Here is a 23,670-nt window from a genome sequence, read left to right as displayed (position 1 = left end):
TCACCGCAACGTGCGCAGGCGCTCCAGATCCTCGGGCCGGTCGACGTCCAGCAGCTCGGATTCAGGTGCGATGACGTGCCGTCCCGCGCGCACCATCGCCCGCGCGCCTTCGTCGCCCTCCAGCGTCAGCAACGCCTCGAACTGATCCGCGCCGAACACGGCGGGGGGCGTCGGGTGGACGCCGTTGCTGGAGGCGACCACCGCATCCGGGCCGTGCGTCGCGTCCAGCAGGCGGTAGATGTGCGTCGCGGTCACGCGCGGCATGTCGGCCAGCGCGACCACGACCGCCGCGCACCCGATCTCCCGCGCCGCGGCCACGCCGAGCTTGACGGACCCGGACATGCCGTCGCCCGGATTGTCATTGTGGATCACCCGATAGCCGCGGCTCCCGAAATCGAGTTCCGACCCCGAGCAGACCGCGATCCGCGCCTTGAACGGCACGCTTTCCAAGGCGGTGACGACATGGAACGCGAGGGGCTGCCCCAGATACTCCTGTTGCAGCTTGTCGGTATCGCCGAACCGCTCGGAGCGGCCGGCGGCGAGCAGGATCAGGACGCATTCCTCGGCGGGGGTGATCGGTTTCATCCCTTTTTCCGTTCACCGGCGTTGAACGCACCGACCATCGCGGCGGCGATCGACAGGGCGATCTCCGCTGGCCCGACCGCGCCGATGTCGAGCCCGACCGGCGCGTCGATCCGGTCGAGGTCCGCTTCCGAAATGCCGGCCGCGGCGAGCCGCTCGCGCCGTGCGGCATGGCTGCGGCGCGAGCCGAGCGCGCCAACGTACGCGGTCGGCCGCGACAGCGCGGCGATGAGCGCGGGGTCGTCGATCTTGGTGTCGTGGCTGAGCGTCACGACCGCGCTCGCGGGACCGGGATCGAGCGCCTCGACCGCTTCGTCCGGCCAGCGATCGTCGAGCGTAACGCCGGGAAAACGTTCCTCGGTCAGGAAACGCGCGCGCGGGTCGATCACCGTGGTCGCGATGCCCAGTTCGCGTGCAAGGCCGGCCAGCGCCTGCGCGATCTGCACCGCGCCGACGATCAGCAGCCGCCGCGGCGGATCGTAGCGATTGACGAACGCCGCCCCCTCCTGCGGGCGCAGCGAGCTCTGTCCCGAGGCGAGGTCAGTGGTGACCGCCAGCCCCTTGCCGCCATCGCGTGCCTCGGCGATGCGGTCGAACAGTTCGGGGTCGAAGCCTTCCGCCGAGACCGGCTGGACCAGCACGGAAATCTCGCCCCCGCACGGCAGCCCGACTTCCCAGGCGGCTGCATCGGCGATGCCGTAGTTCTTGAGCTGGAACGGCGCGCCCGCGATCACCTCGGCGGCGGTCGCGAGGATGTCGCTCTCGACGCACCCGCCCGAGACCGATCCCTCGAACCGGCCATCGGCATGGACGAGCATATGGCTCCCGCGCGGTCGCGGTGCCGAGCCCCAGGTCGACACCACGGTGGCGAGCGCAAGCGGCGCGCCCTTCCACTGGGTCGCCGCGTTCAGGACGGAATCGTTGTCAGCCATCTTACTCCCTCTCCCGCCTGCGGGAGAGGGCCGGGGAGAGGGGCATGCCGAAACCGACCGTTACCGCTCTCGCACCACCCTCTCCCCATGCAATCACATATCCGGCAACCCGGCCAACACCTTGTCGAGCGTCAGCGGGAAATCGCGCACGCGCACGCCGCACGCATTGTAGATCGCGTTCGTCACCGCGGCGCCCGCGCCCGAGATCGACAGTTCGCCAAGTCCCTTCACGCCGATCGGATTGGCATGCCGGTCGATATGCTCGACGAACAATACATCGAGCGGCGGAACGTCGGCATGGCTCGGCACGTGATATTCGCCCAGGTCGTGATTGACGAATGCGCCGTGCCGCTGGTCGAGCACCGCATCCTCCATCAGCGCATAGCCGATCCCCCAGATCATCCCGCCGATCGCCTGGCTGCGCGCGAGCTTCGCGTTGAGGATCCGCCCCGCCTCGAAAACACCGAGCATCCGGCGCACGCGGACTTCGCCCGTCACGCTGTTGACCGCGACCTCCGCGAATTGCGCGCCATGCGCGGCCTGGCTGAAGGTCTTGGCGTTGCTCCCCTGGCTGATCTTGCCGAGCGCGACCAGCGGATCGCTCCCGACCAGTTCGGCCAGCGGCACGCGGCGGTTGCCCGCGATCGCGTGCCCGTCCTTGAGCGTCATGTCCTTGGCGTCCGCCTGCATCCGCTCGGCCAGCGTGGCGACGATGTCCTCGCACGCCAGCGCGACCGACGACCCCGCGCTCGCCGCACCGAACGACCCGCCCGAGCCTGCGCCCGGCGGAAGATCGGTATCCCCGAGGATCACGTCGACACACTCCATCGGCAGCCCGAGGACCTCGCCCGCGATCTGGCCCAGGATCGTGTAGCTGCCGGTGCCGATGTCGGTCATGTCGGTCTCGACCCGCGCACGACCGTCGGGTGACAGCGTGACCCGCGCCTGCGAATCGACCAGCAGGTTGATCCGCACCGCCGCGGCCATCCCCATGCCGATCAGCCACTCGCCCTCCCGCACCTGACCGGGGCGCGCACCGCGCTTGGCCCAGCCAAAGCGTTCGGCTCCCTTGTCGAGGCATTCGACCAGCGCCCGCGTCGAGAAGGGCGCGCCCGTCATCGGGTCCACCTGCGGTTCGTTGAGCTTGCGGAAATCGATCGGGTCGCGTCCCAGCGCCTCGGCCATTTCGTCGATCGCGGTTTCGAGCGCGAGCATGCCGACCGCCTCGCCCGGCGCGCGCACCGCGCCCGCCTGCACCATGTCGAGCGTCACGATCTTGTGCGAGAAGTGCCGGACCGGCGCATCGTACAAGGCGATCGAGCCGAGCGCGACCGGCTCCATGAAGCCACCGTCCGGCCCCTGGCTCACGACGCTGTCATGCGCCAGCGCGGTCAGCTTCCCCTGTGCGTCGCACGCCAGCCGGATCCGCTGGTGCGTATCGGTGCGACGGTAGATGTTGTGGAACAGCTGCGCGCGCGCCATCGCAATCTTGACCGGACGGCCGATCTTCTGCGCGGCGATCGCCGCGAGCACGGCTTCCGGCCCGAGCAATTTCCCGCCGAATCCGCCGCCGATATAAGGCGAGAAAATCCGGACCTTGTCGGCGTCTATCCCGACGGCCTTGGCCAGAATGCCCTTGGCCGCATGAAGGATCTGCAGACTGGAATGGAGCGTGAGTTTGTCGCCCTCCCACACCGCCACCGACGCATGCGGTTCCATCGCGGCGTGAACCTGGTTGGGCGTGGTATAGACTTGGTCGATCGTCACCGCCGCCGCCGCCATCGCAGCGTCGATGTCGCCCTTCGCGATGTCCTGCAGGCGCGAGTCCTTCGGCGGTCCGCTCGCGCTCGCGATGTTTTCCATCGTGTCGAACCGGCCCGCCTCGGGCTGGATCGTCATCGTCACGGACTTCGCCGCGTCGCGCGCCGCCTCGAAACTGGTCGCGACCGCGACGCCGACGACCTGATCCCAATGATCGATCGCATCGTTCCCGGCATGCGCCGGCGAGAAGGCCGCCGCCTGGCGGGGAATGCGGGAATCGTCGACGATGACGTCGATCACCCCCGGCAGGCTGCGCGCGACGTCGGTATCGAAGCCGGTAATCCGCCCCTTGGCGGCCGGTGCGGTGATCAGATAGCCGTAGGCCACCTCCCCCGCGACCGGATGTTCATAGCCGTAGCGGGCAGCACCGCTGACCTTGAGCGCCCCTTCGCTCCGGTCGAGCCCGGCGCCGAGCACTCCCTGGACGCCGCGTTCCAGCGCGAGGCCGGGGTGGTCGGCGTCCATTTTGAAATCGGCCATGATGTTCCCCGCGCGCGGGCCTGCCCTTACAGTTCGGGCAGGCCGTCCAAGATCTTATCGAGCGTAAGTGGGTAGTCGCGGACCCGGATGCCAGTGGCGTTGTACACGGCATTCGCGATCGCTGCCCCCGCACCCGAGATCCCCAGCTCGCCGATCCCCTTGGCGTGCATCGGGTTGGCATGGATGTCGCGCTCCTCGAGGAACTCGACCTCGAGCTGCGGGACGTCGGCGTTCACCGGCACATGGTATTCCGCGAGGTCGCGGTTCACCAATTTGCCGTTGCGCGGATCATGAATCAGATCCTCGGTCAGCGCCGTGCCGATGCCGAACGTCATGCCGCCGAGGCACTGCGACCGTGCCGTCTTGGCATTGAGGATTCGCCCGGCCGCGAACACGCCGAGCATGCGGCGCACGCGGACTTCGCCCGTCACCGCATTGACCCCGACTTCGGCGAAATGCGCGCCGTAGGACGACTGGCGCGTTTCCTTCTCCTGCTTGCCCGGCTTGATCGAACCGGTCGCGACGATTCCCTCGCCCGCGAGGTCCGCCAGCGGAACGCGGCGGTTGTCGGCGATCGCGTAGCCATCCTTGAGCGTCATTGCGTCCGGATCGACGCCCATGGCCTTGGCCAGCTTCTCGCGGATCGCTTCCGCCGCGAGATAGACCGAGGTCCCGCTCGATCCCGCACCGAACGACCCGCCGGAGCCGGCTGCGGTCGGGAAGCTCGTGTCGCCGAGTTCGACGTCGACGTGATCGAGCGGCAGCCCGAGGACTTCGCCCGCGATCTGCCCGAGGATCGTGTACGACCCGGTGCCGATGTCGGTCATGTCGGTCTCGACCGTCGCGCGGCCGGTTGCCGACAGCGTGACGCGCGCCTCGGACGGCAGCAGCATGTTGCCGCGCACCGCCGCAGCCATGCCCATGCCGACCAGCCACTCGCCTTCGCGCCGCGTACCCGGCGTTGCGTTCCGCTTGTCCCAGCCGAAGCTCGCCGCGCCGACGTCCATGCACCGCACCAGCTCGCGCGACGAATGCGGAACCTGCGTTTCCGGATCCGTCTCGGGCTCGTTGCGCTTGCGGAACTCGATCGGGTCGAGCCCCAGTTTCTCCGCGAGCTCATCCATCGCGCCCTCGAGCGCGAGCATGCCGACCGCTTCGCCGGGGGCGCGCATCGAACCGGAGACGAGCCAGTCGAGCCGAACGAGGTCGTGATTGATCTCGCGATTCTCGGCTGCGTACAGGAAATGCGTCGCCTGCCCGGTCGGTTCGAAATAATCGTCGTCGGGCAGGTTGGAGGCGATGGTGTCGTGGCCGAGCGCGGTCAGCTTGCCATTCGCATCGGCACCCAACCGGATCCGCTGCTCGGTATTCGAGCGACGGACGGTCGCCTCGAACACCTGCTGGCGCGCCATCACCGCCTTGACCGGACGTCCGAGCGCCTTGGCTGCGAGCGCCGCCGCGACCGACTCCGGCGCGATCCCGAGCTTCGACCCGAAGCCGCCGCCGATATAGCGCGCGACGATCCGGACCTTGGACTTGCTGACCCCGAGCGCCTTGGCGAGCTGCTCCGCATCATTGCCGGGGATCTGGTACGACCCGTGGAGGGTCAGCATACCCGTGTCGTCCCAGGTCGCGATACTGGCATGCGGCTCCATGGCCGCGCTGTTCTGGCTCGGGGTGGTGAAAGTCGCGTCGATCGTGACCGCGGCGTCCGCCATCGCCTTGTCGAGATTACCTTGCGAGAAATGCGCCGGAATATCGCCATCGGCCGGCTTCTCGGCGTCCCCCTTCAGCGCCTCGAAGTCGAACCGGCCATCGTCCGCTGCGTCGAACGTGATGACGACCTGCTGTGCCGCGTCACGCGCCGCTTCGAAGCTCTCGGCCAGCACGATCGCGACGAGTTCGCCGAAATACTGGACGCTCTCGACGCCCTGCGGTGCCTTTGCCGCAAGACCCTGTGCCGATGTCGCGAGGAACTTCTCGAAGTCGGTCACGACGTCGATCACGCCCGGCAGCGCGCGCGCGACCTCGGCATCGACGCCCGTGATCTTGCCCTTGCCGAACGGCGCACCGACCAGCACGCCGTAGGCGAGGTTCTCGATCTGATACTCGGCCGCATAGGTCGCGGCGCCCGAAACCTTGAGCGGGCCTTCCTTGCGATCGAGCGGCTTGCCGATGATCCCCTGCGTGCTCGTGTCGAGCAGGCTGTTGGGGACCGGCTTGTCCATCGTCAGTGCGTTGGTGCTACTCATGCGGAAACTCCCGTCAGCTCGCGCAGGCTCGCGATCAGCGTGCGGCGCGCGAGCGGAATCTTGAAATCGTTCGAGCCATAACCCTTGGCGTCCTTGAGCAGCGCATCTGCCGCTACCCCGAACACGGCGTCGCTCGGCGCCTGGCCAACGAGCGCCGCCTCGACCGCCGGATTACGCCACGGCATCGGGCCGAGCCCGCCGAACGCCAGTGCGGCCGATGCGATCTTGCCGTCCTCGACCGAGACGATCCCGGCGACCGACACGAGCGCAAAGGCATAGGACGCCCGGTCGCGGACCTTGCGGTACAGCTGCGCGCCCTTGGGCGGCGCGGGCAGCTCGACGTGCGTGATCAGTTCTCCCGGTTCGAGGACATTCTCGATCTCGGGCGTGTCGCCGGGAAGCCGATAGAATTCGCCGATCGCGATACGGCGACGGTCCCCGTCGGCCTTGAGCGTCACGATCGTCGCATCGAGCGCCTGCATGGCAACCGCCATGTCGCTCGGATGAGTCGCGATGCAATGCTCGCTGGTGCCCAGCACCGCGAGGATCCGGTTGAACCCGCCGATCGCCGAACAGCCGGTGCCCGGCTCGCGCTTGTTGCACGCAGTCGCCGTGTCGTAGAAATAATAGCAGCGCGTCCGCTGGAGCAGATTGCCCCCGGTCGACGCCTTGTTGCGCAGCTGTCCCGACGCGCCCGCGAGCAACGCCCGGCTGAGCACGGCATAGCCCTCGATCACGCGCGGGTCGGCGGCCAGGTCGCTGTTCGGAACGAGCGCGCCGATCGTCAGACCGCCATCCTCGCGCTCCTCGATCTTCGCAAGGTCGAGGCGACTGATGTCGACCAGCGATTCCGGCGTCTCGATCTGCAGCTTCATCAGGTCGAGCAGGTTGGTCCCGCCCGCGATGAAGCGTCCGCCCGCGGCGACGGCGGCTTCGGGGCTCTCGGCCCGGCTATAGGCGAAGGTCTTCATGCGTCCGCTGCCTCTTTCTTGGCGGGGGTGAGCCCGGACACTTCGGAAATCGCGTCGACGATGTTGGGATAGGCCGAGCACCGGCAAAGATTGCCGCTCATCCGCTCCGAAATCTCGTCGTTGCTCAACGACACGCTGTCGAGCCTGTCGGAGACGTGGCTGGGCCAGCCCTTCTTGACCTCGTCGAGCATGCCGACCGCGGAGCAGATCTGCCCGGGGGTGCAATAGCCGCACTGATAGCCGTCATGCTTGACGAACGCCGCCTGCATCGGATGCAGATTGTCCGCGCTGCCAAGGCCTTCGATCGTCAGAATGTCATCATCCTGATGCATGACTGCCAGCGTGAGACATGAATTGATCCGGCGCCCGTTGACGAGAACGGTGCACGCACCGCACTGGCCGTGGTCGCACCCCTTCTTGGTGCCGGTCAGACCGACGTGTTCACGCAGTACGTCGAGCAGCGACGCGCGGATATCGGGCTCGACCTCGTGGGTTTCGCCGTTGATGGTGAATTGCATGGGGTATGGCCTCCCTTTCAGCACGGGTTAACGAACATGAACCGAATGGTTTCCGATCATACCGGCGGTCTACGTCCTTTTTCGTACAGCCTTCGATCAAGCTTTCTGTATCTGGCCGTGCTGTCGCTGGTAGCCGGACCCCCGGCGATGGCGCAAAGTGCGCCGATGGCCACGCCCGCATCGCATCCGCTCTCCCCGCCGATCGTCATCGCGCATCGCGGCGCCAGTGGCTTGCGCCCGGAACATACCCTTGCTTCCTATACGCTTGCGATCGAACAGGGCGCCGACTTCATCGAGCCAGACCTGGTGCTGACCAAGGACAATGTCTTCGTCGCGCGCCATGAGAATGACATCACCGGCACGACCAACGTCGCGAGCCATCCCGAATTCGCGGCCCGCCGCACCACCAAAATGATCGATGGCGAGAGCCACACCGGGTGGTTCACCGAGGATTTCACGCTGGCCGAGCTGAAAACGCTCCGCGCGATCGAGCGGCTGCCCAAGCTGCGGCCCGACAACGCCAGATATGACGGCCAGTTCGAGGTTCCGACGCTCGCCGAGGTCATCACGCTCGCCAAGCGCCATTCGGTCGGCGGGCGGGTCGTCGGCATCTATCCCGAGACCAAGCATCCGAGCTACTTCGCGAGCATCGGGCATCCGATGGACGCGCTGCTCGTCGCGCAGCTGAAGGCCGCCGGTTGGAGCAGGCCGAGCGATCCCGTGTTCATCCAGTCGTTCGAAGTCGACAATCTCAAGCGCATCCACGGGATGACCGGGCTGCGCCTGATCCAGCTGATGGACGCAAGCGGCGGCCCCGCCGACCATGCCGCGCCGAGCTACGCCGCGATGGCGACGCCCGCCGGCCTCAAGGCGATCGCCGGCTATGCCTATGGCATCGGGCCGGGTCTCGGCATGATCCAGAATGGCGATGCAGCGCCCAGCACGCTGGTGGCGGACGCGCATGCCGTCGGGCTGCGGCTGCATCCCTGGACGTTCCGCGCGGAGAACGCATTCCTGCCGAAAAGCCTGCAGGTCGGCAGCGATCCCGCGGCGCACGGCAGGATCGAAGCGGCGATGCGCCGCTATCTCGCCCTTGGCATCGACGGTTTCTTCACCGATTTCCCGGGAATTGGCGTACAGACGCGCAACGCCGTGAAGGAAAACCGATGAAGTTTCTGCCCCTTGTCGCTGCCGCGATGCTTCCGTTGCTGGCGGGCGGCTGCATCCGGACAGCGGCCAGTGTCGTGACCTTTCCCGTCCGGGCGGTCGGCAAGACCGTCGACTGGACGACGACCAGCCAGTCCGAATCCGACCGCAACTATGGCCGCAAGATGCGCAAGCAGGAAGAACGCGAAGGCCGCGAGCGCAAGCGCGCGCAGAAGGAATGCCGGGAGCAACACCGCCAGGACTGCTGACGATCGCGAGTCTCCGGCCGACACCGCAGGACGGCCGAACGTCAGCCGGCGCCGCGTCGGAACTCGTCCCAATCCGCCTCGGTCGCGGCCGCGACGGTCTTGGCGGCGCGTTTGAGCCAGCCCGCCGGCAAAGCCGCAAGCTCGCTGGCGATCGGGGCGGCCTCGCTCGAGTCGCGGTGGATCGCGGCAAGCTCCCGCCCCATGGCGGAAAACAGGTTGGTGTGGAGCGCCGGGGCAAGCGTGTCGAAATCGAGCTTGCTGCTGTTTGGCCCCAGCCGCCGGACGACGTGATCCGCGGCATAACGCAAGGTCGGATCAGGCGAGCGGAACCGTCCGTGCGCGAGCCGATCGGCCAACCCGGCCACGCGCCCCCCGACCCAGGCCGACGGCAGCAACGCCTTGATCTCGGCGGCGACCGGCCCCCCGCGCCATTGCCCCATCGCGACGAAGCGCGGCCGGCCGAGACTGCCGACCCCGGCCGATCGCGGCGCGATCGTCGCCTGCTCGACCGGACCGAGCGCCGCGCGCAGCGGCTGGTCGAAGGCGGCGGGATTGCACGGTGCCGGCAAGGCGGCATCGAGCTTTGCCCAATAGGCTTCGCGCGCCTTGTCGGATGCGGTGAACGCGTCGCGCAACCAGGCGTGATCGCGCTCGAGCACGAAGGCTCGGGGTGTCGCCAAGCCGTCGGCATAGCCGGCGATCACGGCATCCGCGATCTCGCCCGCCCGCGCATCGTCCAGCGCCAGGACCAGGCTCGCGGCCAGCCGCACCAGATCCATCGGCCAGGGTGCGCGCGCCGCCTCGTCGAAGTCATTGACGCCCCAGACGAGCCGCATCTGCGCATCGCGCCACAAGCCGAAATTGCCCGCGTGCGAATCGACCACCGCGCCGACCGGCGCTGCGGTCATCAGCGAGGGGCACAGCGTCGCCGCGGTCTCCGCCCAGCGGAAGCAGGTGGCGCGGAGGAACTGGAACGCGGTCTTGCGCATCTTGCGATGCTTTTCCTGCACGTCCGCGTCCACCACCGCCGAACCGAGCGTGGCCGCCAGTTCGGATTCATAGCGCGCGACCGACGTCACGATATCGGGATGATCCAGGCTCATGGCATCCCGCATAGCCGCGATCGCCACCCCGGCCAATTCCCCGTCACGGGGCGATCGTCACCGCCACGTAGCGCGGATTGAGCAGGTGGGTCACGAGCAGCGCCAGCAGATAGGCGAGGCCGCACGCGATGAAGAACGGCTGGTAGCTCCCCACCGTATCGAGCAGCAACCCGAGCGACTTGGATGCGATGAAGCCCCCCGCCGCCCCGGCGAATCCGCCCAGCCCGACGAGCGTGCCTTGCGCATAGCGCGGGAAGAGATCGCCCGGCAGCGCGAACAGGTTGGTCGAGAACCCCTGGTGCGCCGCGCACGCCAGCCCGATCAGCCCGACCGCGATCCAGATGTTGCTCGCCTGGACCGCGAACATCACCGGCAACGCGAACAGGGCGCAGGCGAACATCGCCCGCTTGCGCGCGCGACCAGTCGCCACGCCACGCTTGAGCAGGTGCGACGAATACCAGCCGCCCGAAATCGCACCGAAGTCGGCCATGATGTAGATGGCCACCAGCGGCGGGCCGAAGCTCTTGAGGTCATAGCCATATTGCTTGCTGAAGAAGTCCGGCAGCCAGAACAGGAAGGTCCACCACACCGGATCGATCAGGAAGCGCCCGGCCATATAGGCCCAGGTTTCGCGGTGGCGCAGCACGCGCCGGAAACTCGCGCGACCGACATCCTCGGCCGCTTCGGTTTCGATCCAGGCGCGCTCCTCCCGGGTGAGCCGGGGATGGTCGGCGGGCTTGCGGTACAGCCAGAACCACATGCCGAGCCACACCAGATTGAAGGACCCGGTCACGATGAACGCCCACCGCCAGTTGAGCGCGAACGATACGACGAGCAGCGACACGAGGAGCGGCGTGACCACCGCCCCGACATTGGCACCGGCATTGAAGATGCCGATCGCGAGCGCGCGCTCCTTCTTGGGGAACCATTGCGACACCGCCGCCAGTGCGGACGGATAGGTACCCGCTTCCCCTAGCGCGAGCGGGATCCGGGCGATCACGAAACCCGTCGTGCTCGTCACCAGCACCTGCGCGAGATGCCCGATCGTCCAGGTCGCCATGGCGAGAAGATAGCCCGTCCGTGCGCCGATCCGATCGATCAGCCAGCCGAAGAACAGGAAGCCGAACCCGTAACACACCTGGAAATAACCGGTAATGTCGCCGTATCCGGTGTTGGACCAACCATAGAGGCTGGAAAGCTCCGGCTTGAGGACGCCCAGCACCAGGCGGTCGATGTATGACAATACCACCGCCGCGAAGAGCAGCGCGCAGATGATCCAGCGGACTCGCCCGCGCGGTCGGGGAACGGCGTGCTCCGCCGTTTCCGGTGCCCGGGGGACCTGGTCGCCGAGCGCGCTCAAGAGCGCCGGCCGAATTGCGACAAAGCGAACCAGAGGGGTGCGACACCCACGCCACGCGGTCGAGGGCTGACCCTGTCCACGCTCTCCTTGGTGCAAAGACCCATCGGCATTCCTCCCCTGCGTGCGCAGACGTGGCATTGCTTGTGATGCCATCGTTGTGTTAGCGTTATCATGGTCGAAGCGCCGCCGGTCTGTCAACGGCGCACTGGTCAGGGTGCCCCCGCACCGCGCCCAGACGCGCCAGACGGCCGCCATTGCGCCCCGCCCCGCCGATCCGCAGCATCGATCGGCCCCTGGTCGGGCCGTCCGCGAACACGCCTGGAAACCCCGACTTGCCGAGAGCCTAACGATCGGGTCATAGTCGTGCCCTCGAAAGGACCCGTATGACGGAAACCCGACCCTCCCGGCGCCAGCACAACGTACCGACGATCACCGACGTCGCGCGCAAGGCCGGGGTGTCGCCGATGACCGTGTCGCGCGTCATCAACGCCAAGCACACCGTCCGCGACCAGACCCGCGAACGCGTCGAAGCCGCCATCGCCGAGCTCAACTACGCGCCCAACGCCGCGGCCCGCACCCTGGCGGGCGGCGAGGAAATGCGGATCGGGCTGCTCCATTCCAACCCAAGCTTCGCCTATCTCAGCGCGTTCCTGGTCGGCAGCCTCGACCAGGCCAGCCGCAGCAACGTCCAGCTCGTCGTGGAAAAGTGCGATGAGCCCGGTCAGGAAGCCGCCGCCGTCATGCATCTGCTCAACGGTCGCGTCGACGGGATCGTCCTCCCGCCCCCACTGAGCGATTCGCCCGACGTGCTCGCCGCGCTGGAGGCGGCCGGCGTGCCGATCGTCGCGGTCGCGACCGGCCGCGCGCCCGAATGGGCGCTGTCGGTCAGCATCGACGATCGCCAGGCCGCTTATGACATGACGCGACACCTCGGTGCGCTCGGCCATGTGCGAATCGGCTTCATCACGGGCAACCCCAACCAGACGGCCAGCGCAGAGCGGCTCGAGGGCTATCGCGCCGCCCTGGCCGACATGCGCCTCCCCGACGATCCCGCGCTCGTGACCGAAGGGCTGTTCACCTATCGCTCGGGGCTCGACGCGGCCGATCGCCTGCTCGATCTCTCCGACACGCCAACCGCGATCTTCGCCTCGAACGACGACATGGCCGCCGCCACCGTCGCGATCGCGCATCGCCGGGGACTCGACGTCCCGAGCGACCTGACCGTCTGCGGCTTCGACGATACCGCGCTGGCGACGACGATCTGGCCCGAACTGACCACGATCCGCCAACCGGTCGTGGAAATGTCGCGCATGGCGGTCGAACTGCTCGTGCATGCGATCCGCATGGGCAAGGCGGGACGCTCCAGCGAAATCACCGAGCCGCACGTCCTCGCCGATTATGCGTTGATCCGGCGCCAGTCCGACGCGGCGCCACGCCGCCGGCCCGTGGTGGTGCTGGCGTCCAAGGAAGGCTGACGACCGGCCGCCCGGGCCGAAGGTTTCCTTGGCGTCCGAAAAGACAGATCCTGGCCGAAGGAAATACTGCCATACGCAAAATGCGTTATTCCGGCTGACGAGACTAGCGTATATCTTTAGGTCCATAGTTGCAGGGTTCGTGGGGAATTCCGAATGCACTCGGCTCTGGCAATGGTGACTGACGCACGGGGATACTGTCTTGCGCGGTATGCGATGGCATCGGCGCTTCTGACCCAGACGGAACCTTTCACCCCGTATCTGTTCATCGATCGTTGGGATGGACCGGCGGAAACCGATGGCCTGCTCCGGCTGGCGCAGCGCCTGGGCAGTCCGCTGCAGATCATTCGCCTGACGCAGAACACGTATCAGGACAAGAACTTCCAGGTTACCAAGCACCTCACGCGCACCGCATACCAGAAGTTCACCGCGATCCAGAGCCTTGTCGGCGCGCATGACCGCGTTCTCTACGCCGACACCGACACGATTTTCTACGAGCCCCTGCCAATATCCCAGGTCGATTTTCGCGGAAATCCGATCGCGGCGGTGTTCGAACTGTCGCAGACCCAGGAAGTCGGCGAGACGGGATTTTCCACGACCTTCACGCCCGTCAACGCTTCCCGATATTACTTCAATTCGGGGGTGATGCTGTTCGACCTGACGCGCGGCGACATCGCGCATTTTCGCGCCGAATATGACAAATACTGCCAGATCCACCAATCCTATTGCCCGTATAACGAGGCGTGCAAGCTGGTGGACCAATGCGCGTTCAACCAGGCGTTCGAAAACCAGTGGACGCCGCTACCGCTGACCTGGAACGTCCAGTCGATCACCTTTCAGACCGATCTCTGGAAACAGGCGGCGCTACGGCATTACACCGGGCCGCAGAAATTCCTCCCGCTGCGCGCGCGGCGCGCGGACAAGCGGGAACGGGCATTCCTGCGGGTGATTGCCAACGCGCTCGGCGACGGACTGCCCCCGGTCTGGCCCGGCATGGGCGTCGTCTACTGGATCAACGGCCTTCGTCGCGCGCGCGTGCGATCCTGGATCACCTCCGGAACCTCGCTGGTCGAGGCCGACATGCGCACGTTGCAAGCCGGGACCGGGACCGCGCTCTAGTCCACGCTCCAGCCCCCCCCGGCAGTACCCGCAGCACCCCGGCTGCGACCCAAAGAAAAAAGGCCCCGTTCCCTCCGGAACGGGGCCTTTTTCAGGTCTGGAGCAGGCTCAGCCCTCCATGTCTTCCAGTTCGCGGCCGCGTGTTTCGTTGATCATCGCCTTGACGAAGAAGAACGAGATCGCCGCGAATACCGCATAGCCGGTGTAGGTGACCGCAAGGCCCGGCGACACGGCGAGCGCCGGGAAGCTGACCGAGATTGCGGCATTGGCGATCCACTGCGCGAAGCCTGCGACCGCAAGCCCCGATCCGCGGATCTGGTTGGGGAACATCTCGCCCAGCATGACCCACATGATCGGGCCCCAGCTGAAGTTGAAGAACACGACGTACAGGTTGGCGGCAACGAGCGCGATCACGCCGTTGTTGCCGGGCAGCGTCACCGCACCGTCCGCGCCCGTCACCGCGGTCGAGAAGGCATAGGCCACCGTTGCCAGCGTCACCGCCATGCCCGCCGAACCCACGAGCAGCAGCGGCTTGCGGCCGATCTTGTCGACGAACGCGATCGTGAAGACGCACGCGCCGATCGACAGTACGCCGGACAGGATGTTGGTCTGGAGCGCATAATTCTCGGAGAAGCCGACGGCCTCCCACAGCGTCGCGCCATAATAGAAGACGACGTTGATGCCGACGAGCTGCTGGAAGATCGCGAGACCGATGCCCGCCCACAGGATCGGACGGATCTTGCCGGTCCGCTTGTCGAGCAGGTCGGACAGGCGCGGCTTGTGATGATCCGCCGACAGGCTCGCGCGGATTTCGGTGACCTTGCGGTCCGCCTCTTCCTGCCCGAACAGCCGGGCGAGCACGACGCGGGCCCGTTCGTCATATCCCTTGACCATCAGGTAGCGCGGGCTCTCCGGGATGATCAGCAGCGCGAGGAAGTAGATCGCGGCGGGGATCGCCTGGAGCCAGAACATCCAGCGCCATGCCGGCTGGTCCAGCCAGAGGATCGCGGTCGAGCCGCCGGCATAATGCGCCAGCACGTAATTGGCGACGAACGCGCCGGTCAGCCCGGTGATGATCATCACCTGCTGGACGCTCGACAGGCGGCCACGGATCGAGGCGGGGGTGACTTCGGAAATATAGACCGGCGAGATGACGCTCGCCGCGCCGACGCCCAGGCCGCCGACGATGCGGGCAAGGATGAAGATGATCGACGTGCTCGCCGCCCCCGCTGCGAGGGCGCTGACGAGGAACAGCGCCGCCGCCAGCATCATCACGCTGCGCCGCCCGATCCGGTCGGCGAGCCGCCCGGCGGTGAACGCGCCGATCGACGACCCGACGAGGATCGCGCCGACGTTGATCCCGATCCCGAGCTTGCCGAGGTCGAACGCCGCCTCGAGCCCCTTTTGCGTACCGTTGATCACGCCCGAGTCATAGCCGAACATGAATCCGCCGATCGTCGCCACCGCGACGATGGCGGCAATGAAGCCGAAATTGACCTTGCTCAAATCCGGGCCGAGCCCGGGCAACGATGCCGTCGCCATATCCTATCCTCTTCCCAATTCTCGTTTATAGTTTTGCCGGGGTCACGGGCAGGCCCGCGACCCCGGGGTCGAATGCAAACAGGTTTCCCGCCTCGGGCTGGTCGGCGAGCGCGGCAGGATCGAGTCCCTTGCGCGCCGTCGTCGCATAGGCCGTGCGCAGGTCGGGGCCGCCGAACGCCATCTTGGTGATGTTGGCGACCGGGAAGCGCACCTCCTGGATCGCCTTGCCCGCCGGGTCGTAGCGCCGGACGCGCCAGCCACCCCACAGGCCGGTCCACAGGCAGTTTTCGGAATCGATCACGCAGCCGTCCGGATGCCCCGCGCCGTCCTCGATCTCGACGTGCAGCACGGGCGTGCCGAGCGCGCCGTCGTCGTGGATCGGCACGCGCCAGATCCGCTTGCCGAGCGTGTCGGTGTGGTACAGCATCGTCGCATCCGCGCTGACCGCGGGGCCATTGGTGATCGCCACCGGCGGCAGCCCGCTGTCCTGCGTGGTGCCGTCGGCGAAGCGGTGCAGCCGCCCGGTTTCGGACGCTTCGCCGTCATCCATCGTACCGAACCAGATCCGCCCCCGGGAATCGGTCGTCGCGTCGTTGAGGCGGTTGCCCGGATGCTGCGGCTCGGGATCGTGGAACAGCGTGAAGACGCCGGTTGCCGGGTCGAAACGATGCAGCCCGGTCTTGACGCCGGCGATCAGGTCGCCGGTTTCCGTGGGCAACACCCAGCCGATCTGGTCGGGCGCGGTCCAGTGCCGCGCGGTGCCGGCCGCCGGATCGAACCGGTACAGGCGGTGCGCCTTGATATCGACGAACCACAGGCCGCCGTCGATCCAGACCGGCCCCTCCCCGAGCGTCGCCGCCGCTGCAAAAACCGACTGAACCATTCTGCTATCCCCTCAGCGCCAGCCGGCATCGACAAAATAGTCGTGCCCCGTGCACATGCGGGCGTCGTCCGAAGCGAGGAACAGCGCAAGCGCCGCGACGTCTGCCGGCTGGATACGACCGTCGAGGCATTGCGCCGCGACGATCTCGGCCTCGCCCTCGGGCGTGTACCATTTTTCCTGCCGCGGTGTCTGGACGTTGCCCGGAACGATCGTCGTCACGCGGATATTGTCGCGGCCCAGATCCCGCGCGAGGCTGCGCGTCATGCCTTCGATCGCGGCCTTGGCGGTCTGGTACAGGACGAGGTCGGGCAGGCCGAGATGCCAGCTGATCGACCCAAAATTGACGATCGCCCCGCCGCCTGCCTGCCGCATGTGCGGCACGACGGCTTGCGCGGCGAAGAACAGGTGGCGCAGGTTGGTCGCCATCCGGTCGTCCCAATAGGCGGGCGTCACTTCGGCGATGCTGTGGCGATCGTCGTTGGCGGCATTGTTGATCAGGATGTCGATCCCGCCGAGCTGCTCCGCGATCGTGCCGATCGTGGCCTTCAGCGCATCGATGTCGCGCAGGTCGCAAGGGTGGAACCCGCCGGGCGCGAACCGCTCCGCCACGGCCCCGCCGGCGTCGCGGTCGATGTCGATGAACGCGATGTGCGCGCGTTGCGCCGAAAACGCCTCGACCAGCCCCGCGCCGATGCCGGTGGCACCCCCGGTGATGAGGATGCGCTTGCCGGCAAGGCTCGGGTAGATCGCACGCGTCGTCATCGTGTCGTCGGTCGGCATGGCCGTCACTGCTTGTTCTCCAACAGGCCACGTCCGGCCAGGTTTGTCATCAGCGCGCCGATCCCGGTCTGCCACGGCGCGGCGTCGCGCGAGGTCACCACGCGATTGACCAGCCGTCCGAGCTTTGCGCTCTCGATCGCCACGACGTCGCCGACCTTGTGGGTGAAGCCCCGACCGGGGTCGTCGCGATCCTGCACCGGCGCGAACAAGGTGCCCAGGAACAAGGCAAACCCGTCCGGATATTGATGCTCGCTCAACGTCTGGCGGACCAGCTCGAGCGGGTCGCGGCTGATTTCCGCCATGTTGCTCGCGCCGTCGAGAACGTAGCCGTCCGCGCCTTCGATCCGCAGCGACACTTCGGCGGAACGAACGTCGTCGATCCCGAAGCTGTCGTCGAACAACCGCACCAGCGGGCCGAGCGAACAGGATGCGTTATTGTCCTTTGCCTTGCCGAGCAGCAGCGCCGAGCGTCCCTCGAAGTCGCGGAGGTTGACGTCATTGCCGAGCATCGCACCGACTGCCTTGCCGGTGCTGTCGACCAGCAGCGCGATTTCGGGCTCCGGGTTGTTCCAGGTCGAATCCGAGCGGATCCCGATCTCGGCATTCGCGCCGACCGTGGCGAGTACGGGCGCCTTGGTGAACACCTCGGCATCCGGACCGATCGCGACCTCGAGATATTGCGACCACAGGCCATCGTCGATCAGCGCCGCCTTGAGCGCGGCGGCCTCGGGCGTACCCGGCACCACGCCGCGGATCGACCCGCCGACCCGCGCCTCGAGCCGCTCGCGGATCGCGCTTGCGGCGCCCGGATCGCCGCGGCCGCGCTCCTCGATCACGCGTTCGAGCGCGGAGACCGCAAAGGTGACGCCGCAGGCCTTGACGCATTGCAGGTCGACCGGGCTGAGCAGGTCGACGGATGCGATCGAGAAGTCGGGGATCGGATCGCCGCCGGCGCCGCTGAAGTCGCCGCGATCGACCAACGCCGCGACCGTCGGCACGACCCGCGCCATGTCATAGGCTTGCCCGCGCACCACCAGGATCGGCGACGGTCCCGCGCGCGTCAGCATCCTGCCGACGAAGCTTCCCGTGCCCCAATCTTCCGGTAGCGCCGACGCCAGACTGCCGCGTTCGCCCTTCATTCCCCACTCCCCTCGACATTATATTTTGATAGCGTTAACAACACCAGCATCGGCACGCTGTCAAGGCCGCGACAGCCACAAGATAGTGGCGTGGAGAGGAAATTGGGATGGAATTGGTCCGCACGGTCGCAATCGGCCTCGCAAGCGCGTTGTTGCTCGGCGCAAGTCCCGCGCCGCGGACGGTGTGGCTCGGCAGCTGGGCCGCGTCGCAGCAGACGCCGGAGCCAAACAACGCGCTTCCCGACGCCGATCTGAGCGACGCGACGCTGCGGCAGGTGGTTCGCCTGTCGACGGGGGGCCGCCACCTGCGCGTCCTGGTCAGCAATGCCTTTGGCACCGCGCCGCTGCGGGTCGACGCGGCGCACGTGGCCCGGGCCGGATCGGGCGCGCGGATCGTGCCCGGCTCCGACCGTGCCCTGACCTTCGACGGCGCGGCCACCGTCGTGATTCCGGCGGGCGCCGGCTATTGGTCCGACCCGGTGGCACTGGACGCGCCCGCGCTGGCATCGGTCGCGGTGTCGCTGTATCTGCCGACGGCACCAAAGGGCCAGACCAGCCATCCGGGGTCGCGCGCGACCAGCTATCTGGTGCATGGCAACCATGCCGGCGACCCGGCGCTGCGCGACCCGCAGACCGTCGACCATTGGTTCCAGCTTGCGGGCATTGCCGTCGAGTCCCCGGACGCCGGCGCCCGCGCCGTCGTGACGCTCGGGGATTCGATCACCGATGGGCATGGCGCGACGACCAATGGCAACGATCGCTGGCCCGACCTGCTCGCCAACCGGTTGCAGGCGGTTGCGGGCACGCGGCCGGTCGGCGTGCTCAACCACGGGATCGGCGGCAATCGGCTGCTGTCGGACGGGCTCGGGCCCAATGCCCTCGCCCGGTTCGATCGCGACGTCGTCGCGCAACCGGGCGTGCGCTATGTGATCGTGCTGGAAGGGATCAATGATCTCGGCACGCTGACCCGCGATGCGCCCGTCACGCCGGAGGCGCACGCCGCCCTGGTCGCGCGGATGATCGGATCGTACCGCCAGATCGTCGCGCGGGCGCATGCCGCGGGAATCAAGGCGTATGGCGCGACGATCCTGCCCGACGGTGGCTCGTCTTATTATCATCCCGATGCGCGGAACGAGGCGGATCGTGCCGCCGTGAACGCGTGGGTCCGCACCCCCGGGCATTTCGATGCGGTGATCGATTTCGACGCGCTGATGCGCGATCCCGCCGCGCCGACCCGCTTGCGCAAGGCGTATGATTCCGGCGACGGGCTCCACCCCTCGCCGCTCGGCTATCGCGCGATGGCGGATGCGATCCCGCTGGCGCTGTTCCGGTAGCGTTCGGCCGGCTTCAGCACGCCGGTGCACCGAGCGCGGAAGGGTCCACCGCGCACCGGCCGGATGTCGGAGGCAACGCCCCCGGACGCCGAACCCGGAACCCTAGCCGCGGGCATGACGTTTGACCTTGCGACTTACCCGGTGTGGCGTTGGTCGCCCTCTTCGGAAGCGTTCCCGTGACGACACCCCAGATCCTGTCCTTCGCCATCATCGCCGGCGCCATCGTGACCTTTGCCTGGGGGCGGTTCCGCTACGATCTCGTCTCGCTGGTGGCGCTGTGCATCGCGGTCATCGTCGGGGTGGTCCCGATCAAGGGCGCGTTCACGGGCTTTACCAGCGACGTCGTGGTGATCATCGCCTCGGCGCTGGTAGTGAGCGCGGCCGTGGCGAAGTCCGGCGTGCTGGAGGCGACGCTCGCGCCCCTGCTGGGCCGGCTGAAGAGTCTGCCGCTACAGGTCCCGGCGCTCGCCGGGGCGACCGCACTTCTGTCGATCGTGACCAAGAATGTCGGCGCGCTGGCGATCCTGATGCCGACGGCGATCCGGCTGGGGCGGACCGAAGGCAGCTCGGTCTCCGCCTTGCTGATGCCGATGTCGTTCATGTCGTTGCTCGGCGGGCTGGTCACGTTGGTCGGGACCTCGACCAACATCATCGTCAGCCAGGTGCGCGAGGAAACCGTCGGCAGGCCGTTCGCCATGTTCGATTTCGCGCCGGTCGGGCTGTGCCTGACGCTGCTTGGCTTCGTCGTGGTCAGCCTCGGCTGGCGCCTGCTGCCGCGTGACCGGCAAGGGCGCGAACGGCTCGAGGACGGGACCGCGGAAGAGGCCTATTCGACCGAAGCGACCGTTCCGGACACCCTTCCCGACACGCTCGGCACGATCGCGGATCTCGCGCTCGACAAGGACAAGATCGTCGTGGTCGGTCTGGAATGCGCGGATGGCCGGCGTTTGCCCGCCGGGCCCGACACCCGGCTCGTTCCGGGCGAGATCCTGTTGCTGGAGGGGGACGACGAAGGTCTCGCGGCCATGTTCGCGCGCCTGCCGTTGCTGCCCGCGCGGTCCGAGCACGCGCTCGAAAGCGCCGAGGCGCATACCGAGGTGCGCTCGATCGAAACCGTGATCCAGCCGGACTCCCCGTTGATCGGCCAGTCCGCGCAGCGCGCACGGTTGCAGGACGATTTCGGCGTGAAGCTCCTCGCCGTCGGCCGCCGCAATGAACGGATCACGCAACGCCTGCGCGAAGTGACGCTGCGGGCGGGCGACCTGCTGCTGATCCGGGCGAACGATACGGCCCTTCCCGAATTCGTGCGCAGCCAGTCGCTGCTGCCGCTCGCCGAACGCGCGGTAAAGCTCGGCAGCCCGCGCCAGAAATATGGTCCGATCCTGGTGCTGGCGGTCGCGATCCTGCTGATCGCGTTCAAGGTCGTGCCCGTCGTCGGCGGCTTTTTCGGCGCGGCGGTGGCGGTCGTGCTGATCGGCGCGCTGCCGATGCGCGAAGCGTACGGCGCCCTCGAACCCGAAGTGCTGATCCTGATCGGCGCGCTGACCCCGATCAGCGAGGCGGTACAGCATACGGGCGGGACCGGGCTGATCGCCGCGGGGCTCGCGCATGCGCTGACCGGGGTCGCTCCGATTATCGTGCTCGGCGTGCTGCTCGTCACGGCGATGGCCTGCTCGCCCTTCCTGCACAATGCCCCGACGGTGCTGGTGCTCGGGCCAATCGCGGTGCTGGTCGCCAAGCAACTCCACCTCAATCCCGATCCGTTCCTGATGGCGGTCGCGACCGGGGCGGGCTGCGACTTCCTCACGCCGATCGGCCACCAGTGCAACACGCTGGTGATGGGCCCGGGGGGCTACCGGTTCGGAGATTACTGGCGGCTGGGCCTGCCGCTGTCGCTGGTGGTGATCGGGTTCGGCGTACCGCTGATCGCCTTCTTCTGGCCGATGGCGGGCGGCTGAGGCGGTAACGCCCTGGAATACGCGCGTAATCGTTGCAGGGACGGAACACTCGGGCGCGCGGGGCGTATCTCGCACACCTTCGAAGGATTGCAGACTATGGCTCAGCAAGACGTGCGCGATATGCCGATGGCAAGCGCACCCCATCCCATCCACTCGGTACTCGCGGCGTTCCCACTCGCGTTCTTCACGACCGCGTTCGTGACCGACCTCACCTACGTCAATACTGCCGAAATGATGTGGGCGAACTTCTCGGTCTGGCTGATCACCGGCGGCCTGATCATGGGCGTGCTCGCGGCGATTGCCGGGATCGTCGACTTTGCGCGCAACCGTCGCGCGCGGCGGGCGCCGCGGCCGTGGTTCCACAGCCTGCTCAACATTGTCGTGCTGGTGCTCGGCACGGTCAACGCGTTCATCCACAGCCGCGATGCGTATACGTCGGTCATGCCGACCGGGATCCTGCTGTCGGCGATCGTCGCCGTGCTGGTGATCGTCTCGAGCTGGACCGGCACGTCGGTCGCCCATCGCTATCCCGTAGGAGCCGCATGATGCGCATTCTTCCCACGCTGGTCCTCGGCGCGACGACCCTGGCGCTTGCCTCCTGCGGCGGGGCCGGCGGCTCCACCGACAAGCAGATCGGTGCGAATCCGACGCTGCCCGCGATCAACCAGTATCTGCTCCCGCCGATGCACGTCGCGCCCGCCAGCTCGTGGACGGGCGGCGAGACCCCGACGGTCGCCCCCGGCCTGCAGATCACCGCGCTCGCCACCGGTCTTGCGCATCCGCGCCAGCCGTTTGTCCTGCCGAATGGCGACGTGCTCGTGGTCGAGGCAAACGGCCCGGGCAGCGCGCCGGTCAAGCGGCCCAAGGAACTGATCATGGGCCTGGTGCAGAGCTATGCCGGTGCCGGTGCGAAGGGCGGCAACCGCGTCACCCTGTTGCGCGACACCAATGGCGACGGCAAGCCGGACGTCCGCACCGTGTTTCTCGACCACCTGAATTCCCCGTTCGGGATCACGCTGGTCGGCGGCGACCTGTACGTGGCGAACACCGATGCGATCCTGCGTTTCCCCTATGTCACGGGCCAGACCAGGATCACCGCGCCGGGCGTCAAGCTGACCGATCTGCCCGGCGGGCCGATCGATCATCACTGGACCAAGAGCCTCGTCGCCAGCCCCGATGGGACCAAGCTGTACGTCGGCGTCGGATCGAACAGCAACATCACCGAAAACGGGATCGAGGCGGAGAAGAACCGTGCCGCGATCTGGGAAGTCGATCGCACCAACGGCGCATCGCGGTTGTTCGCGACCGGATTGCGCAACCCCAACGGCCTGACCTTCAACCCCACCAGCGGGCAGCTGTGGGCCGTGATCAACGAGCGCGACGAGATCGGCCCGGATCTCGTGCCCGATTACATGACTTCGGTGAAGGACGGCGCGTTCTACGGATGGCCGTACAGCTTCTGGGGCCAGCACGTCGATCCGCGCGTGATGCCGCAACGCCCTGATCTGGTGAAGAAGGCGATCCTGCCCGACTACGGCCTCAGCTCCCATGTCGCCCCGCTCGGGATGGTGTTCTACGCCGCGACCAATCTACCCGGGGCGTATCAAGGCGGCGCGTTCGTCGCCGAACACGGCAGTTGGGATCGCGGCAACCTCAACGGCTATAAGGTCGTCTACGTCCCGTTTGCAGGCGGCAAGCCCAACGGCAAGGCGCAGGATGTCGTGACCGGCTTCGTCGGCCCGAACGGCAAGGCGCGCGGGCGCCCGGTCGGGCTGGCGGTCGACAAGTCGGGTGCGCTGCTGATCGCGGACGATCTTGGCAACACCGTATGGCGGGTGACCGCCAAGACGCCGCCGGTGGCGACCGCTTCCCTGCGGTAACGGGGCTGCATCGCGACGGCCTCCCCGGCGGAGGCCGTCGCCGGGTGCGCCGGTCGAGGGAAGCCGGGACACCGCATGCCCGCGATCGTCTTGCCACCCGGCCGGGCCTGCACGGGGGACGCCGGGCGT

20 protein-coding genes are annotated in these 23,670 nt (G+C 67.5%); 8 read left to right on the top strand and 12 right to left on the bottom strand.

Translation table 11 applies throughout. The features are described 5' to 3' along the window. From L8K25_RS18185 to L8K25_RS18160, 6 genes are all read right to left on the bottom strand, one after another. Positions 1 to 585, bottom strand: a complete 585-nt coding sequence (locus L8K25_RS18185) for a nucleotidyltransferase family protein (protein ID WP_242140414.1) — start codon at positions 583 to 585, stop codon at positions 1 to 3. After that, positions 582 to 1,514, bottom strand: a complete 933-nt coding sequence (locus tag L8K25_RS18180) for an XdhC family protein (RefSeq protein WP_242140413.1) — start codon at positions 1,512 to 1,514, stop codon at positions 582 to 584. Before L8K25_RS18180 ends, L8K25_RS18185 begins: the two co-directional genes overlap by 4 nt. Positions 1,515 to 1,607: 93 nt before the next feature. Beyond that, positions 1,608 to 3,815 (bottom strand): xanthine dehydrogenase family protein molybdopterin-binding subunit, encoded by a 2,208-nt coding sequence (locus tag L8K25_RS18175; RefSeq protein ID WP_242140412.1) that lies wholly within the window; start codon positions 3,813 to 3,815, stop codon positions 1,608 to 1,610. 26 nt (positions 3,816 to 3,841) lie between these two features. Next, positions 3,842 to 6,067, bottom strand: coding sequence for a xanthine dehydrogenase family protein molybdopterin-binding subunit (locus L8K25_RS18170; RefSeq protein ID WP_242140411.1), 2,226 nt, complete (start codon positions 6,065 to 6,067; stop codon positions 3,842 to 3,844). Continuing rightward, positions 6,064 to 7,038 (bottom strand): xanthine dehydrogenase family protein subunit M, encoded by a 975-nt coding sequence (locus L8K25_RS18165; protein ID WP_242140410.1) that lies wholly within the window; start codon positions 7,036 to 7,038, stop codon positions 6,064 to 6,066. The genes L8K25_RS18170 and L8K25_RS18165 overlap by 4 nt, the downstream gene beginning before the upstream one ends. Further along, complete coding sequence (locus L8K25_RS18160) at positions 7,035 to 7,556, bottom strand: 2Fe-2S iron-sulfur cluster-binding protein (protein WP_242140409.1); 522 nt, start codon at positions 7,554 to 7,556, stop codon at positions 7,035 to 7,037. Before L8K25_RS18160 ends, L8K25_RS18165 begins: the two co-directional genes overlap by 4 nt. 165 nt (positions 7,557 to 7,721) lie before the next feature. Here L8K25_RS18160 and L8K25_RS18155 point away from each other — a divergent pair, with 165 nt between their 5' ends. Continuing rightward, on the top strand, positions 7,722 to 8,726 hold the full coding sequence (locus L8K25_RS18155; protein ID WP_242140408.1) for a glycerophosphodiester phosphodiesterase: 1,005 nt from the start codon (positions 7,722 to 7,724) through the stop codon (positions 8,724 to 8,726). Next, positions 8,723 to 8,971: a hypothetical protein gene (locus tag L8K25_RS18150; RefSeq protein ID WP_242140407.1), complete on the top strand. Its 249-nt coding sequence runs from the start codon at positions 8,723 to 8,725 to the stop codon at positions 8,969 to 8,971. The genes L8K25_RS18155 and L8K25_RS18150 overlap by 4 nt, the downstream gene beginning before the upstream one ends. 41 nt (positions 8,972 to 9,012) lie before the next feature. Here the strand turns inward: L8K25_RS18150 and L8K25_RS18145 are convergent, their stop codons facing one another. Beyond that, positions 9,013 to 10,074 (bottom strand): DUF2252 family protein, encoded by a 1,062-nt coding sequence (locus L8K25_RS18145; RefSeq protein ID WP_242140406.1) that lies wholly within the window; start codon positions 10,072 to 10,074, stop codon positions 9,013 to 9,015. 43 nt (positions 10,075 to 10,117) lie between these two features. Then, complete coding sequence (locus L8K25_RS18140; protein WP_242140405.1) at positions 10,118 to 11,434, bottom strand: MFS transporter; 1,317 nt, start codon at positions 11,432 to 11,434, stop codon at positions 10,118 to 10,120. 383 nt (positions 11,435 to 11,817) lie between these two features. Here L8K25_RS18140 and L8K25_RS18135 point away from each other — a divergent pair, with 383 nt between their 5' ends. Together L8K25_RS18135 and L8K25_RS18130 are read left to right on the top strand one after the other, a co-directional pair. Further along, positions 11,818 to 12,909: a LacI family DNA-binding transcriptional regulator gene (locus tag L8K25_RS18135; protein WP_242140404.1), complete on the top strand. Its 1,092-nt coding sequence runs from the start codon at positions 11,818 to 11,820 to the stop codon at positions 12,907 to 12,909. A 153-nt stretch (positions 12,910 to 13,062) separates the two neighbouring features. Beyond that, on the top strand, positions 13,063 to 14,025 hold the full coding sequence (locus tag L8K25_RS18130; RefSeq protein ID WP_347341161.1) for a glycosyltransferase: 963 nt from the start codon (positions 13,063 to 13,065) through the stop codon (positions 14,023 to 14,025). A 108-nt stretch (positions 14,026 to 14,133) separates the two neighbouring features. On the opposite strand, the gene L8K25_RS18125 is transcribed toward L8K25_RS18130, so the two are convergent. Genes L8K25_RS18125 through L8K25_RS18110 form a run of 4 tightly spaced genes read right to left on the bottom strand, consistent with a single transcriptional unit; the run spans position 14,134 to position 18,369 of the window. Then, a complete protein-coding gene (locus L8K25_RS18125) occupies positions 14,134 to 15,567 on the bottom strand; it encodes a sugar porter family MFS transporter (protein WP_242140402.1) in 1,434 nt (477 codons plus the stop codon). 25 nt (positions 15,568 to 15,592) lie between these two features. Then, complete coding sequence (locus L8K25_RS18120) at positions 15,593 to 16,450, bottom strand: SMP-30/gluconolactonase/LRE family protein (RefSeq protein WP_242140401.1); 858 nt, start codon at positions 16,448 to 16,450, stop codon at positions 15,593 to 15,595. 12 nt (positions 16,451 to 16,462) lie between these two features. Next, positions 16,463 to 17,230 carry an SDR family oxidoreductase gene (locus tag L8K25_RS18115; RefSeq protein WP_242140400.1) on the bottom strand — a complete coding sequence of 256 codons (768 nt, stop codon included), beginning with the start codon at positions 17,228 to 17,230 and terminating at the stop codon, positions 16,463 to 16,465. 5 nt (positions 17,231 to 17,235) lie between these two features. Then, the gene (locus tag L8K25_RS18110) at positions 17,236 to 18,369 is read right to left on the bottom strand and encodes a fumarylacetoacetate hydrolase family protein (protein WP_242140399.1); all 1,134 of its coding nucleotides are present in this window, start codon (positions 18,367 to 18,369) and stop codon (positions 17,236 to 17,238) included. Positions 18,370 to 18,476: 107 nt separating this feature from the next. Between L8K25_RS18110 and L8K25_RS18105 the strand changes: the two genes are divergently transcribed. From L8K25_RS18105 to L8K25_RS18090, 4 genes are all read left to right on the top strand, one after another. After that, on the top strand, positions 18,477 to 19,703 hold the full coding sequence (locus tag L8K25_RS18105; protein WP_242140398.1) for an SGNH/GDSL hydrolase family protein: 1,227 nt from the start codon (positions 18,477 to 18,479) through the stop codon (positions 19,701 to 19,703). A gap of 176 nt (positions 19,704 to 19,879) precedes the next feature. Then, a complete protein-coding gene (locus L8K25_RS18100; protein ID WP_242140397.1) occupies positions 19,880 to 21,661 on the top strand; it encodes an SLC13 family permease in 1,782 nt (593 codons plus the stop codon). A gap of 96 nt (positions 21,662 to 21,757) precedes the next feature. Continuing rightward, a complete protein-coding gene (locus L8K25_RS18095; protein ID WP_242140396.1) occupies positions 21,758 to 22,207 on the top strand; it encodes a DUF2231 domain-containing protein in 450 nt (149 codons plus the stop codon). Then, on the top strand, positions 22,207 to 23,541 hold the full coding sequence (locus tag L8K25_RS18090; RefSeq protein WP_242140439.1) for a sorbosone dehydrogenase family protein: 1,335 nt from the start codon (positions 22,207 to 22,209) through the stop codon (positions 23,539 to 23,541). Before L8K25_RS18095 ends, L8K25_RS18090 begins: the two co-directional genes overlap by 1 nt. The last annotated feature ends 129 nt before the right edge of the window (positions 23,542 to 23,670 follow it).

Source organism: Sphingomonas sp. TREG-RG-20F-R18-01 (assembly GCF_022662475.1).
Lineage (GTDB): Bacteria > Pseudomonadota > Alphaproteobacteria > Sphingomonadales > Sphingomonadaceae > Sphingomonas.
The sequence above is the reverse complement of the archived record's forward strand: the minus strand, read 5'-3'. Positions and strand labels throughout refer to the sequence as shown.